Genomic DNA, 14,442 nt, shown 5'->3' with positions numbered 1-14,442 from the left:
CGGTTTCAGTCGACGATGATCCTCTTTCCCGCCCTTGTCCTCCTCCTTCAGTTGGTCGCGGCTCTTCCCGTGCATGGGGCGGTCCCGTCCCCACATGCGCCGTCGGTCGAGCTGCTCCATCATGACCTGACCGTCACACTGGTTCCTGATCGCCATGTGCTGCAAGCACGAGATTCTTTGACTCTGAAAGTGAGTGGGGGCGATCTTCCGCGCATCTCGCTTCGGCTCAATGAAGCCCTTCGCGTTCGCCGCGCGGTGCTCGAATCAAGGAAGCAGGCGGGGACGGTCCATGTCATACGAGAGCAGGATCCGAATGGGGACGCCCAGGCCGTTCTCCTTGGTTTCCAACCGCACCTCACGGCGGGAGAGGTCGTCCGGGTCGCCGTCGAGTACGAAGGGGAGATCAATGACCCGCCGCGTGAGGCTCGGCAGTTACGTTTTGTGACCCCGAGTGAAACCGCGGGACACATCGGCCCGGAGGGCGTGTACCTGAGCGGAGAAACGCACTGGTACCCTGAGCTGAGCGGGTCCCTTTCGACCTTTTGGGTTCGTGTGACGCTCCCCGATGGATGGCACTCCGTGACACACGGCCGGCGTGTGGAGACGAAGGGCCAGGCGGGCATCGCGCCGACCGAGTGGGAGGTCGCCGAGAAGACGGAGGCGTTGACGCTGGTCGCGAATCGCTTCGTCGTCGCCCAGCGACAATGGAACGGGATCGGCGTCGCCGCGTACCTGTTTCCCGAAGATGCCGCGCTCGCGTCCGAGTATCTGGATGCCTCCATTCGATATCTGGCGACGTACACGAAACTCCTCGGACCCTACCCCTATCCCAAGTTCGCCGTCGTCGAGAATTTTTTCGCAAGCGGGTTGGGGATGCCCTCGTTCACGCTCCTGGGCAGCGGGGTCATCAAGCGCCACTATGTACAGGCGTATGCCTTGGGGCATGAGATCGTCCATTCTTGGATCGGGAATTGGGTGTTCAACAGGACCGAGGACGGAAACTGGGTCGAAGGCCTGACCACCTATCTGGCGAATTACTATTATGAAGAATTAACGGGAACATCCGAGCAGAGCCGTGAACAGCGACGCTTGATGGTGGTCGGGTATGCCGTCTACGTGGATCCCGATCAGGACTATCCGGTCGCTCGGTTCACCCACAAGACGGATCAAAAGGACAATGCGATCGGGTATCAGAAGGCCGCCATGGTCTTTCATATGCTGAGAACCGAACTAGGCGACGAGGTGTTCTGGCCTGCCCTACGAGGGTTCGTCGGCGACTATGGAGGCCGATATGCCCAATGGCGCGATCTCGAAGCGGCCTTTTCGACTGCGGCCGGTAAAGATCTGCGCTGGTTTTTCTCGCAGTGGGTCGAGCGAGCGGGCGCGCCCCGGGTGGAGCTGACCCACGCCGAGCCCCTCGATTCAAAGGGGCCTGCGGTGCGTCTCAGGATCTCACAGGCTATGCCTCCCTATACGGTCTCCATGAAATTGCGCGTCGATCTGAGCGGAGGAGAGGCATGGACCACCTGGCTTCGCCTCGACTCCACCGAACACGACATGATCGTCTCTGTACCGGCTCGACCGATCGCCGTCAGTCTCGATCCCGACTTTGACACCTTCCGCCGTATCGAGCGTCGCCATCTTGTCCCGATGCTGAATTTGTTCGTGACGGATGCTCGCCGAGTGCTCGTGCTGCCCGATGGGGGCGAGGGCGCGGCGCGGGCTCCCTATCTCGAGCTGGCGGAGAGAGTGATGTCCGAGGCTCCGCACCGGACCGCCACGTATGGGGGGGAGGCGCTTGGAAAGGCGTCGGTCCTCGTCCTCGGCGGTCCAGGGACCAACTCGTTCGTGGCGACCGCGGATCACTGGTGCGGGGAGCAGGTGGAATTTCGCGACGAGGGGGTGCGTATCGCCGGGCAGACGTACCGGAGTCCGAAGATGGCCGCGCTGGTGTCCTGCCGGCGGCCCGAGAGCCCGGACCAGGTCGTGAGCGTGTTTTATGGCGCCTCACCGGACGCCACCGCCAAGGTCGCCCGGCTCTTGTTTTTTTATGGGTGGCAGAGCTACGTGATTTTCGACGACGGTCGGGTCGTGGCACGCGGCGATTTTCCACCCGCTGATCCACTCACAAGGATGATCGAATGATGCTCATGCGTGTCCTCATGCTCCTGACGACGCTCGCTCTCGGTCTCCCGTTCTTGGGACTTTCATCGTCCCAGAAGCCGGGGGCCTCTTCGGAACCGCACCTGACCAATATCCGGCAGCTCACGTTCGGTCGTCAGAATGCCGAAGCCTATTTTTCTTTCAGCGGGACGAAGTTGATCTTTCAATCGACCAACAACTGGACGAGCGGCAGCTTCGCGGAAAGTCAAACGGGTCCGGTTCCCGCCTTCGATTGCTATCAAATGTACGTGATGGATCTGGAGACCAGCACGATCCGCCTGGTCAGTACCGGAACCGGTGCCACGACATGCGGCTACTTTTTTCCGGGGGACCGGCGAGTCTTGTTCTCCTCGACGCATCTGAAAGGACCGAACTGTCCCCCGAAGGCGAAGCGGGACGGTCGCTATCGCTGGGCCCTGGACGACTACGATATTTTTTCAGTCCGGCTCGACGGGCAGGAAATACAGCGGCTGACGGCGACGCCGGGGTACGATGCCGAGGCCACGATCTCACCCGACGGCAAGACCATTGTCTTCACCTCGGTCCGCGACGGAGATCTCGATATCTACGCGATGAATCTCGACGGCACGCACGTCCGCCGGCTCACGGACGAACCCGGGTATGATGGGGGCCCTTTCTTCTCCGCTGACAGCCGTCGGATCGTGTATCGGGCCTCGCACCCCACCAACAACGACGACCTCGAAGCCTATCAGTCGCTCCTGAAGCAAAATTTGGTGGAGCCGAGCCAACTGGAAATCTTCGTGATGAATGCGGACGGCAGTGGCAAGCGCCAAGTGACGCGGAACGGTGCGTCCAACTTCGCCCCGTTTTTTCATCCCGACGGCCGGCGCATCATCTACTCGTCCAATGAGCACGATCGCACGCCGGGGGGGCGTCCGAGCTTCCATCTCTATCTCGTTCGGGACGACGGGAGCGGCGGTGAGCGGGTGACCACCGAGGGGCATTTCAACAGCTTTCCCATGTTCTCACCCGACGGGAAGCAATTGGTGTGGATCTCCGACCGGAACGCCAAGGCTCCCGGAGAGTTCAACGTGTTTCTTGCTGATTGGGTGCCGTAATGCCGTCCGGCGAGTGCCGGTCTCGACGCCTGATCTTCCCGGCGCTCCTGTCGTTCCTTGCCATCGGCATTGTCTTGTGGGGCTTCTTTCAGCTCGATCTCCCCTCTGCACGATTCGTGCGATCGATCCACCTCGACTGGCTCGAACGCCTCGGCGACCTGGGTACTCGACTGGGAAGCGGAGCGGTTCTGGTCGCCTTCAGCGTCTTGATGCTCGCCGCCGGCGGCGTCACCAAGCGACGAGCGCTTCAGGCCCTTGGGATGCAAACGCTCCTCGCGCATGGAGCGGCCGCGTTGCTCACACAGCTGTTGAAGCACGGCATCGGCCGCCCGCGGCCGCGGCTCCTGCACGCCGATAACGGATTCCCGTGGGCCCCCTCTCTCGAGGCCGGCTTGGATTCGTTCCCGTCCGGCCATACGACCGCCTCGTTCGCCGTGGCCGCCGTGATCGCACGACGCTATCCCGAGCTCTCATGGCCGGCTTACCTCATGGCCGGCTTCGTCGCGCTCAGCCGTGTGGTCCGCGGCTCGCATTTCCCCACGGACGTCGTGGCCGGCGTCTGCCTGGGCACGGTCATCGGGTGGACCGTAGCCGAGCCGCTCCGTGACTGGCGCCGGTCCATCGGGCGCGCGCTGGTTGGTCTGGCGCCTCCGCTCGTCTTGGTATTCGGTGCGGTGTGGCTGGCTGCCTCTTTTCCGGCCGAGAAGGCGGTCATCCGCCTGATGCTCGTCGTCGGTGTCGGGACGGCTGCCGTCGGGCTGGGCATCCGGATCCAGGCTCGCCTGGCCGGGTCGGCTTGTGGATACCCGGCACACCGGGTTCTTTTCTCCAACCTGCTCATCATCCTCGGCCTTGCGGTCGCCAGCGGGTCCTGGCTCGTGGTGGCGCTCACCGGCATCCTGTCGGTCGCGAAGTGGCTGGAGCGAGGGGTATCCGTCAGTCTCGACGGCGCAAAAAGCGCAACCGACGACGATCGAGCGGCTCGTTACCGAGCCTTGCTGCACGAGCTGCCGCTGACGGTGGGCCTGGTCTTGGCGCTGCTGGCCATCTACGGTCTCAAGGGCGCGCTGCCGATCCTGTCGCTTCCGTAAGCCCGACATCATCAGCGCCTTCTTTGGTCCCACGCGGGGCTCCGGCCTCGTTTGTCCCTTACCGCAGTGGCGGCGGACTACCTGCGCGGTGTGTGGCGGTATGTGAATGAGGGGAACGATCCGCCAAGCCCGCGGATCAGAAGCCGTGCGGGTTTGGAGGAATCGCGGGCTTCGGCTGTTCGGGCAACCTCAGCATTGGTTCGCTTGACAGCAGACTATAGCCGAAGCGATCCAAGATCGTAGAGAAGCCGGATGCCTCGGGCGGGAGCCGCGATTTGAGCCGGGAGGGTAAGAGAATCATCGTGCGGTGTGGGCCGGCCAGGTGCGGCTTCATCTGTTCCTCTTCACCGGGCTTGACCATGATCGCACGGCGTCGGGCATAGAAGAGGACCGAAGGTTTGGGAGGACCATAGACGATCAATTGCTCCTCCGGCTGTAGGTTCAACCCGGCGATGTAGGCGAGCTCGTGCGGAGGATCGATGAAATACCTGCTGAAGCGGGGCAGCGTGACTTCAAGCGCGATCAGTATGACGAGAAACAGCGTCGCCCCGGCAGCCCAAAACGCCCCCGCACGTCGGTCTTCGGACAATCCGAAGTACGCGACCACGCCGACGCCGATGATGAGGAGCAACCCGGCTACCATCGGCCCCGCCCCGGGATCGGCCTGGGCGGCGGCCGGGAACTCCCGGGTGATCTTGTCAAGAAACGTGGAGTACAGGAAGGACGCGGAGATCAGCGTGAATCCCAAGAGATAACCGAGCAGCATCAACAGGCGGAATGACAGGCGTAGGCCGGGCGTCCGAGGTTCGGCCAGGCTGCGGTTCCAATAGATGGCGGTGAGCAGAGCGGCTGCTGGAAAGAGGGGGCCGATATAGTGAGGGAGCCGCGTGGCCGACAGCGAGAAAAACACGAAGACCGCGATCAGCCAGCAAGCGGCAAACCATTCCAGCTCGCGTTCGCGGAGCCCTGTCCGCCAGCTTTTGACGGCTTGCCAGATCGCGGCCGGAAGGAAGCCGCTCCAGGGAAAGAACCCGAACAGCAAGACCGGGACATAGAAGAATAACGTTCCCCCATGGCCTCCAATGATGTTGAAGAAGCGGCCGACCGTATCCGCCTGCGCCGAGTCGATATAGCGGGTGCCGTGGATGACCAACATCATCGCGTACCAGGGGACGGTCAGCAGCACGAAGAGCGCGAGCCCGGCGAGCGGGTACCCGTTCTGCCAGAACTGGCGCCATCGCCCGGCGATGAAGAGGTAGGGAACGGCTCCCAGCAGCGGGACGAGCACGCCGACCGGACCTTTCGTGAGGGTTCCGAGCGCCATGCCGAGGTAGAACAGCCAGACGAAGTGCCGCGCACGTCCCTCCCCATGGATCCCCAACCACAATCCGTACAGCGACAGCGTCGTAAAAAAGATCAGGACGCTGTCGGTCAAGGCCATGCGGCCGATGGCGATCATTTCGATGTTGAGCAGCAGCATCAGCGCGCCGAAGAGCCCGACGAGCGCGCCACACAGGCGAGTGAGGAACCCGTATTGCAGCAAGATGAGGCCGACGGCGAATACGGCCGAGGGAAGCCGAGCGGTGAATTCGCTGACGCCGAAGAGAACGTACGCGCCGCCCGTCAGCCAGTAAATGAAAATGGGTTTGGCGAAGCGAGGGACGCCGTTGAGCGTGGGATAGAGCCAGTTGCCGGTTTCGACCATCTCACGGGCGGCCTCGGCATTGCTTCCTTCGTCCCGGTCGGTCAGTCCGAGTGTCCCCAGATCCAGGAACAACAAGCAGGCGGCCAGCGCCAGCAGGGCGAGCGGCGGGCCCCACCTTCTCAACGATCACCTGCGGCCGCTTCAGGGGACGGGGGCTCGACGGCGGTGGGGGCGGAAGCGCGTCGATGGATGAGCATGAGGTTGCGAAGATAGACAAAGGTCCCGACGCTTTGACCCGCGATGAACACCGGGTCGCGACGATACAGCGCGTAGGCGAGGGTGATGAGCCCGCCGATCAGGCTCATGTACCAAAATCCGATCGGCACCCGGCTTTCCGCGCTTCGTTCGGACGCGAGCCACTGAACGACCCAGCGCATGAAGAAAACGCCCTGGCCGAGAAAGCCGATCGCGATCCACAGAGTTTCGGTTGACGAGAGCGAGGCCATCGGTTGCGGGCGCGATCTCAGGCGCGAGGAGGATCGGAGCCGATGTCCCGGCAGCGATAGCGAAGACAGCGAGCCTGCATCCATCGTACCGCCACCAGGTCGTACAAGCCCTTGAACAAACGGTTGCCGACGCCGTATTTCGAGAGACCATGCGCCCGGGGATAATGGCGGACGGGAACCTCGGTGACGGTGAACCCGTGCATCAAGGCCAGCGCGGGGAAGAAGCGGTGCATTCCCTCGAACAGCGTCATCCGCTGGATCACCGGACGGCGAAACACCTTGAGCGAGCATCCGGTGTCGTGGACACGGTCGCCGGTGATCCGACTCCGGACCCAATTTGCAATGCGCGACGAAATCTTCCGGATGATATTGTCATGGCGATCCTTGCGCCAGCCGCACACCAAATCGTATTGGGTCGCAAGCGGGAGCAGCGTCAAAATGTCGACCGGATCGAATTGGAGGTCACCGTCCATGGTGACGATGAGATCACCCGAGGCGGCTCGAAATCCCGCGTCGAACGCGGACGTTTGGCCGTAGTTTCGATCGAAGTGAATCACCTTGACTTCTCGGTGCTGTGACGCGAGATTATCCAGAACCTCGCCGCTGCCGTCCGTGCTGCCGTCGTCGATGTAGAGGATTTCGAACGAACCGCTCCGAGAAGTGGGCACGCTGCCGAGAACCTTCAAGAGTTGTTCGGTGAGCGTCGGGAGGTTGTCTCGTTCGTCTTTGACGGGGATGACGACCGAAACCCACGGACGGGGTGATACTGTCATGACAGAGGCACAACTCCTCGAGGCGTTTGCCCATTCTACTGAAACACTCTGACACGGTCAAACGTCGGCCGTTCGTGCTTATCCGAGTCGAGCCGTACGCACCCACACGAGATGCGGGAAAAATGCGAAGGCATCAGCATTCCGAGGGAACTCAAAACACAACAGTGTTTTGTTTTTACAACATGGTCGCTGAAGCGTGCATAGGGAAGACATCAAAAATATTTCACGTATGTCAATGGCTTACATTAATGTCGTCTTGCCACCATCATGGCATGGCGGTTGCTTTCCTAACGTCCGACCTCTTATGCGGCAACAACACACGATAGCAAGGTCGCTCACCTGTTCAGGCGTCGGGCTTCACACCGGTGTTCCCGTTTCCCTCAAACTGGTACCTGCCGCGCCGAACACCGGGATCATTTTCATTGCGAGCACCGGCAAGAAGCAGGTGGCGCTTCGCGCCAATGTCGCCAACCTCGTGCCCGCGGAGCTCTGCACCACGATCAGCTCCGAGGGCGTCGTCGTGAAAACCGTCGAGCACATCTTGGCCGCCCTTGCCGGGCTGGGCGTGGATAACGTGGTCATCGAGTTGGACGCCGGGGAGGTCCCGGTGATGGATGGCAGCGCACAGCCCTTCGTGAACCTCATCCAGGCGGCGGGCGTTGTGCCGCAGGGGGTCCCGCAGGCCTTCATCAAGATCACCCAGCCGATTCAAGTGATCGAAGGGCACAAGCGCATTGTCGTCGAGCCGTCCCCGACCTGCCGCATCACCTACTCGATCGAATACGACCACCCGCTCATCCAACGGCAGACATATGTGTACGACTCCTCCCCTGCACGGTTTCAGGATGCCGTGGCCGGGGCGCGTACCTTCGGCTTCATGAAAGAAGTGAAGCAGCTCTGGGCGCGTGGACTGGGGAAGGGTGGCTCGCTGGACAACACGGTGGTGCTGTCCGAGAACGGGGTGTTGAACGAATCAGGGCTACGGTTCCACGACGAATTCGTGCGTCACAAGGTGCTGGACTTGATCGGCGACCTCGCGTTCCTCGGCCTGCCGGTCGTGGGGCACGTCATTGCCGACCGGGCTGGGCACGCGCTCCATACCAAGCTCGTCGCAGCGATCCTTGCGCAACGGGACAAGTGGGTGCTGATGAACAGCCCAGAGCCGGCTGCCCCTCCAAAGGCGGCGCGCGCCCTTTATACTGCACAGCCGGCTTCCTACTGCTGATTGCCCCAGTCGATCGATTTCGCTACAGTCTTTCGAAGGCTCTCGGTCGCAAGAACCTCTCCCGTCTCCGCCCTGACGATTTCTCATGTCGCTGCTCGTCGCCCGCTGGGGCTTGGATTCGGTGAGTCCCGTATTCGGCCGAGCTGAGACGCCGCGCATCGTATGACATGCACGCCGATGTGGAGGCTTATGGTCCATTGGCGGACGAACCAACCCTCCGCACCCTCGTGCGAGGGATTGAGCTAGAGGAATCTGGGAAAGAGATCTGAAAGTTCTGCCGGAGAGAAAAACGCCGGGGGTAAGTGGCCTTACCCCCGGCGTCCTATAGGCGGGCTTACTTCTTTTTCTTCTTTGCTGCCTTCTTCGTCGCCAAGTGAACTCACCTCCTTTCCCGGGCTAGAAAAGCGAATGACGTTGCACGCTACACCGCTTCTGTCAGGGGTTCTTCGAGCGCTTCAAACGTATTGGGACCCACCTTCCTGAATCGCTTGTCCCGTTTCAAGCTCGTCGCGACAGAGGTGAGCGGAGTTTTCCCCTTGATCTGGATACCGCCTTCGACCAAGCGTTGGAACAGCTCCTTGGCATGCATGGAGTGCTTGGCCTCCCGCAGGATTTGATAGGCAGCTTCCGGGACGCTCATTCCCACATATTTGCTGCGCCCGAGCAAAATTTCTCGAGACTGATCGGTCACGTCCATGACAGGAAGCGGGCGGACCCCTTTGTCGTCGGTGATGATTTGGCTGGAAAGGCTGGCGAGCTTCGCCTTGTCGGCCTCCACGCGGTAGAGCGTTTCGGCCAATTCGAGGTATTTCTTGATGGTGGCGATTTCTTCTTCGAGGCGACTACGTTTCTTCTCAAGTTCCTGCAAGCGAGTCCTGTACGCGCTGATGCGTTGTTCAAGACCGACAAGAATGTCTCTTAGCTCTTCCACAAGCAAGACCTCTTGTGAACATGCTTGCTTTGTAGCATGGCTTTGAAACTGTGTCAATCAAAAAATATAAAAATAATCGTCCGGTTCATGCACATGCTTTTCGCCCAAAAGTGCAGTCGCTTGCATGAGATCGTGAAAGCTAAGCGAACAGACTGTAGGCATTGAGGAACTCGTAAAAGCACGAGCGGGAAGCAGGTCAAGCAAGCGTGTGTGGGAGCGGAAGGAGCAGTCAGGTCTTGGCGACCAGAGGGAGCGGTGTCCACTGCTCCCCCCCATCCGTGCTTCGATAGAGGCCGCTGCCGTTGGTCCCGGCATAAAGCACGTGCGAATCCAAGGGACTAATAATAAGGGTGCGGATGTTTGTCGTCGTCAGCCCCCGGTTGACCGCCTGCCAGTTCCGCCCGCCATCGGAGCTCTTGAAGACCCCGGCCCGGCCGGCGACATAGAGTGTCTGCGGAGCCCGGGGATCGATCACCACTGTGCTGATGTACTGATCCGGGAGCATCTCGCCGATTCGACTCCACGAATTGCCCATATCGGTCGTCTTGAACAGCCCTTTAGTCGTCCCCGCGTACACGGTATCCGGGTGCTCGGGGTCGATGGTGAGCATGTTGACTCCAAGCGACAGGGAGGCATCGAGAATCTCCGGAGGGATCAGACCGGTATTGATCTTTTTCCAACTGGCTCCGGCGTCGGTGCTCCGGTAGGCGCCCCCCGTCGTTCCCGCGTAGAGAATCGAAGGGCGCATGGGATCGATGGCGATCGTCACGACGATGTGGACCTCTTTCATCCCTGCCATGCGCTCTTCCCAGAGCCGCCCGCCGTCGGTGCTGCGGAAGACCCCGACCGTCGTCGCCGCGTAGATGGTCTCCGGGTCGCGCGGGTCGAACACGAATTGATTCACGACCGAGACGTGCTCTTTCAATCCGGCGTTATGAGCGATCCACCGTTGGCCGCCGTCCGGGCTCTTGTAGACGGCGTCGAACATCGTGCCGGCATAGACGGTCGCGGGATGCTGCGGGTCGAGGGCCAGCGAGAGCACCCGATAGGTGCTCAAGTCGGTAGCCATGCGCTCCCACGTGTCTCCGCCGTCCCGTGTCTTGTAGACCGAGTCATTCGTGGCGACGTAGAGGATGCGCGGGTTCGTGGGGTGAGCGGCGATCGAGACGATGGCCTCGCTTTGTCCGCCGCACCCGGACAGGGGAAGAAGGCACACCAAAAGGACGCCCGGGATCGCTCTTCGGGTCCATGAAAAGCCGTCTGGTCCTCGTTGGGGCGTCACGATGGCGGCGCGAAAACCTCTGCGTAGCCGGTGAGCTCCACGTACCCCTCACCGGTCAGCGGCTGCCCGTGGAGCTGTCCGCGGATCGACACGGCGCCTTCCCAGTAGGTCACGCGAGTGCTGCGCGTCGTCCTCAGCTCTTGCGCCGACATCTTCGGCGTGACGGACACCGAGAGCGCCAAGGATGGAATCGAGATTCGCCAGCCGCTCGGGTAGCGGGCGCCGCTCACCGGACTCGTCCAGTAGTCGATGACCGTGATCAGCACGTCGGACAGCGAGAGCGCGTGCGTGGTGCCGTCGGACCGCACGAACGTGCCGGATGAAGCCGGGTCGGCGGCGCCGTCGCTGCGGCGCAGGCGATACAGCATGAGCTCTGAGCCGTTCTCGAATTGCATGCTGAACCAGTCCCATCCCACCTGATCGTCGCCCAATTTCCCCGATCCGAATTCATGGTCCATCCAACTGGTCCCGTGCACCCGGAAGGTGCGGCCCTCGAGGGAAAGAGTCCCCGACGTGGCCAGCCTGGTGAAGGAATAGTAATGGGAGGCTTGCCCGGGCTGTCGCCCTTTACGGCTGATCCCTGATTCCCCGTGCACCACCGGGTCCTTCTGGGCGGTGAGCACGAGATCAAAGGCGAAGGTCTCGGCGATCGCCTTCAGATGGTGTTCGCGGTGATCCGGGCGCACGGCTGCGAGACTCCAATCGTCGATCCAAACATGAAGCGCGCCGCTTTCCGCGCCGGCCTTGCCGAGTCCGGCTCGGCTCACTTTCTCGGCATAGTGAAACCGAGTCCGCGCCAGATCGCTGACGGCCGCATGGGCGAGGTAGAGATGGCGCACGGCCCACCGAGACGGGTTGGCGTGCGCGCGGGCGTCCTCGAGACCCTGTCGAAAAAACGTGAGCTCGTAGCCGAGGCGCCGGCCGTCCTCGGTCGTGAGATGACCCGTGTAATACCACCATTCGGTCCGGAACTCGTCGTGTGAGCCGTGATCGCGGGGGAATTCGAACCGGTAGCCTGACTCGGCTTGGCGAAACACCACCGCGGCCCGATCGTCCGCCCACACGGGTGCCGTGCAGAGACAGGCGAGGATCGCCCAGCAGGCGGGGAGAAGAGAGGCCCGGACAGGAGCATCGACGCGCCTGCGAACGCCGTCCAAGAGTCTCCTCATGGCGTGGCTTATAACACGCAGAGGCGCAATGCGCAATCGCCAATATTGACAAGGCGTTTCTCCGTTTTCGTGTCCCTCGGGCGAGCGGCGTCGCCGTTGACAGGATCGTCATGCATCGGCTATCGTGAGGCATGTCTTTGGAGCCGAGCCGGTCCGCCGATGAGTCCTCACTCCTGCAGGTTCCGGACTCCATCCCGCTGTTCCCCCTGCCCAATGTCGTCTTCTTCCCCAAGACCTTTCTTCCACTCCATGTCTTCGAGCCGCGCTATCGAGAGATGGTCGCGGATGCGAGTCATGAAGGACGGTGCATCGGGATGGTCCTGCTCAAGGAAGGATGGGAGCCGGATTACGAGGGGAACCCGCCCGTGTACGAGATCGGGTGCGTGGGGAGATTGGCGAGCGTGCAACCCTTACCCGATGGGCGCTCCAATATCGTCTTGCAGGGGCTGCATCGGTATCGGATCTGCGAAGAGGTCGCGCACAAGAGCTACCGCCAGGCTCGGATCACGCTACTGCCCGAGCCGGCCGAACGACTGGAGCCGCACCTGCGGGTAGGGTTGATGAGCACCCTTCGGGAGTACGCGGCTCGCCGTCAGACGGAACACGTGTGGCGCAGGTTCCTGGATGCCGCCGCGCAGGACGACCTCCTCGTCAACAGCCTCTGCACGTTTCTCGACCTCACTCCCCTCGAAAAGCAACTCCTGCTGGAAGCCGACAGCGTGCCTCAGCGGGCACGGCGGCTCGGCGATCTGCTGCAGTTCAAGCTGTATGAACGCGATGACCACCGGGGATGGGGATGAACGACCGCGCCGTCGCCATCGATGTGTCGGGACTGACCAAGACGTTCGGTGATCGCCGCGCGGTGGACAACCTGTCTTTCCAGGTCTACGGTGGGGAGGTGTTCGGTCTTCTGGGCCCGAACGGGGCGGGGAAGAGCACGACCTTGCGCATGCTGATCACGTTGCTCCGGCCGACCGCCGGGACGGCGCGGGTGATGGGGATCGACATCATCGCCGACCCGGACCGAGTCCGCAGGGTGATCGGCTATGTGCCCCAAGAACGGGCGCTGGATCGTTTTTTGACGGGACGCGAGCACCTGCTGTTGCTGGCGGATTTGTATCATCTTCCCAAGGAGGAGGCGCAGCGCCGGATCGATGCGCTGCTGAAGCTGGTGGATCTGGAAGATCGAGCCGATCAGCCGGCGAAAAACTATTCCGGCGGCATGAAGCGCAAGCTGGACATCGCGTGCGGCCTGCTGCCGAACCCTCGGGTCATGTTCTTGGACGAGCCGACCCTGGGGTTGGACGTCCAGAGTCGCTTGCGTATCTGGGACTATATCCGCCGTTTGAAGTCCGAGGGCATGACGATCGTGATGACGACCAACTATCTGGATGAGGCCGATCAATTGTGCGACCGGATCGCCCTCATCGACGGCGGGCGCATCAAAGCGCTCGGGTCGCCGGCCGAATTGAAGGCGGGGCTCGGCGGGGACAGCGTGTCCTTGACCGTTGGGTCGGGACATGAGGAGCGTCTGGCGCCCTTGGCCGAGTCGCTCACCGCGTTACCGTCCGTGCGTGCGGTCACCGTCAAGCCTCCCAGAGTCGAAGTGCGCGTCGAATCCTCCGAGAAGGCCCTCCCGGCCGTGCTGGAAGTCGCCAATCGCGTCGGATGTCGACTGGAAGCGATCGAGTACCATCGGCCCCGCCTCGACGACGTCTTCATGGCCTACACCGGCCGGCCGTTCAGAGAAGAGCCGCCCCAGGAAGACGGTGTCTCGTGAGGGAATCCGTTCAAGAAATCACCGCGCTGACGATGCGCTGGGTGCGGCGGTTGAGCCGGGAGCGGTTCAGCCTCCTGTTTACACTCCTGCAGCCCATGCTCTTCTGGCTCATCTTCTTCGGCAACCTGTTTCAGCGGGCGGCCGACACGCAGGTCATGCAGGCGCCGAACTACATCAGCTTCCTCGCGGCGGGGGTCGTCGTGATGACCGTCCTGAACAATGGATTGGCGGGCGGCGTCGACCTCCTCTTCGACAAGGAAAACGGCTTCCTCGAGCGCTTGATGTCGACCCCGATCCGGCGGTCCTCGGTCATCTTGAGCCGGTTCATCTTCGTGATGGCCGTCACGTCGCTCCAGGTCCTCGTCATCCTCGGCGTCGCCTCCCTCTTCGGCGTGCATCCGGCGACCGGCCTCGGCGGCATCGCCGTGATCCTCCTCATCGGGATCCTCTTCGGTGTCGGCCTCACCGCGATCTCCATGGCGATGGCCTTCTCCGTGAAGAGCCACGGAGATTTTTTCTCGATGCTCGGATTTCTCTCGCTGCCCATGATCTTTTTGAGCTCGGCCTTGGTCCCCTTGTCGGCGATGCCCGGGTGGATGCAACTCCTCGCCTTGTTCAATCCGATGACCTGGGCCATCGACGCGGTGCGTCCGTTGATTCTGTCGGGCTGGGCCGACGCGCTCCCCAAGGTCGGGATGGTCGTGATCATCATGCTCGTGTTCGACGCGCTGTGCCTGTACGGCAGCACCCGGGCGTTTCGCCGGGCGCTCGGCTGAGCGCCCGCCGGGGCGCCGCGTA

At 62.0% G+C, this 14,442-nt stretch carries 13 protein-coding genes; 7 read left to right on the top strand and 6 right to left on the bottom strand.

Features of this window, described 5'->3' with window-relative positions; all coding sequences use genetic code 11:
- The first annotated feature begins 15 nt into the window (after positions 1-15).
- From ACWHYV_RS19020 to ACWHYV_RS19010, 3 genes are read left to right on the top strand one after another with little or no spacing between them, the layout of a single operon-like run.
- On the top strand, positions 16-2,145 hold the full coding sequence (locus ACWHYV_RS19020) for a M1 family metallopeptidase (protein ID WP_447978058.1): 2,130 nt from the start codon (positions 16-18) through the stop codon (positions 2,143-2,145).
- Entirely contained in the window at positions 2,142-3,242 is a 1,101-nt protein-coding gene (locus ACWHYV_RS19015) for a TolB family protein (RefSeq protein WP_447978057.1), read from the top strand. The genes ACWHYV_RS19020 and ACWHYV_RS19015 overlap by 4 nt, the downstream gene beginning before the upstream one ends.
- Positions 3,242-4,333, top strand: a complete 1,092-nt coding sequence (locus ACWHYV_RS19010; RefSeq protein WP_447978056.1) for a phosphatase PAP2 family protein — start codon at positions 3,242-3,244, stop codon at positions 4,331-4,333. Before ACWHYV_RS19015 ends, ACWHYV_RS19010 begins: the two co-directional genes overlap by 1 nt.
- 136 nt (positions 4,334-4,469) lie before the next feature.
- Here ACWHYV_RS19010 and ACWHYV_RS19005 read toward each other — a convergent pair whose 3' ends face one another.
- From ACWHYV_RS19005 to ACWHYV_RS18995, 3 genes are all read right to left on the bottom strand, one after another.
- Complete coding sequence (locus tag ACWHYV_RS19005) at positions 4,470-6,161, bottom strand: ArnT family glycosyltransferase (protein ID WP_447978055.1); 1,692 nt, start codon at positions 6,159-6,161, stop codon at positions 4,470-4,472.
- Positions 6,158-6,415, bottom strand: coding sequence for a lipid-A-disaccharide synthase N-terminal domain-containing protein (locus tag ACWHYV_RS19000; RefSeq protein ID WP_447978054.1), 258 nt, complete (start codon positions 6,413-6,415; stop codon positions 6,158-6,160). The genes ACWHYV_RS19005 and ACWHYV_RS19000 overlap by 4 nt, the downstream gene beginning before the upstream one ends.
- An 86-nt stretch (positions 6,416-6,501) precedes the next feature.
- A complete protein-coding gene (locus tag ACWHYV_RS18995; protein WP_447978053.1) occupies positions 6,502-7,257 on the bottom strand; it encodes a glycosyltransferase family 2 protein in 756 nt (251 codons plus the stop codon).
- A 304-nt stretch (positions 7,258-7,561) separates the two neighbouring features.
- On the opposite strand from ACWHYV_RS18995, the gene lpxC reads away from it, so the two are divergent.
- On the top strand, positions 7,562-8,482 hold the full coding sequence (lpxC, locus tag ACWHYV_RS18990; RefSeq protein ID WP_447978052.1) for a UDP-3-O-acyl-N-acetylglucosamine deacetylase: 921 nt from the start codon (positions 7,562-7,564) through the stop codon (positions 8,480-8,482).
- A 421-nt stretch (positions 8,483-8,903) separates the two neighbouring features.
- Here the strand turns inward: lpxC and ACWHYV_RS18985 are convergent, their stop codons facing one another.
- From ACWHYV_RS18985 to ACWHYV_RS18975, 3 genes are all read right to left on the bottom strand, one after another.
- Complete coding sequence (locus tag ACWHYV_RS18985; protein ID WP_447978051.1) at positions 8,904-9,413, bottom strand: HTH domain-containing protein; 510 nt, start codon at positions 9,411-9,413, stop codon at positions 8,904-8,906.
- Positions 9,414-9,642: 229 nt separating this feature from the next.
- Positions 9,643-10,629, bottom strand: coding sequence for a WD40/YVTN/BNR-like repeat-containing protein (locus ACWHYV_RS18980; RefSeq protein ID WP_447978050.1), 987 nt, complete (start codon positions 10,627-10,629; stop codon positions 9,643-9,645).
- A gap of 62 nt (positions 10,630-10,691) precedes the next feature.
- Entirely contained in the window at positions 10,692-11,864 is a 1,173-nt protein-coding gene (locus ACWHYV_RS18975) for a lipocalin-like domain-containing protein (protein WP_447978049.1), read from the bottom strand.
- 131 nt (positions 11,865-11,995) lie between these two features.
- Here ACWHYV_RS18975 and ACWHYV_RS18970 point away from each other — a divergent pair, with 131 nt between their 5' ends.
- From ACWHYV_RS18970 to ACWHYV_RS18960, 3 genes are read left to right on the top strand one after another with little or no spacing between them, the layout of a single operon-like run.
- Complete coding sequence (locus tag ACWHYV_RS18970) at positions 11,996-12,664, top strand: LON peptidase substrate-binding domain-containing protein (RefSeq protein ID WP_447978048.1); 669 nt, start codon at positions 11,996-11,998, stop codon at positions 12,662-12,664.
- A complete protein-coding gene (locus tag ACWHYV_RS18965; RefSeq protein WP_447978047.1) occupies positions 12,661-13,644 on the top strand; it encodes an ATP-binding cassette domain-containing protein in 984 nt (327 codons plus the stop codon). Before ACWHYV_RS18970 ends, ACWHYV_RS18965 begins: the two co-directional genes overlap by 4 nt.
- Entirely contained in the window at positions 13,641-14,420 is a 780-nt protein-coding gene (locus ACWHYV_RS18960; protein ID WP_447978046.1) for an ABC transporter permease, read from the top strand. The genes ACWHYV_RS18965 and ACWHYV_RS18960 overlap by 4 nt, the downstream gene beginning before the upstream one ends.
- Positions 14,421-14,442: the final 22 nt, after the last annotated feature.

Source organism: Candidatus Nitrospira bockiana, assembly GCF_965152565.1.
Note: the sequence above shows the minus strand (reverse complement) of the source record. Positions and strands in the feature narration are given on the sequence as shown.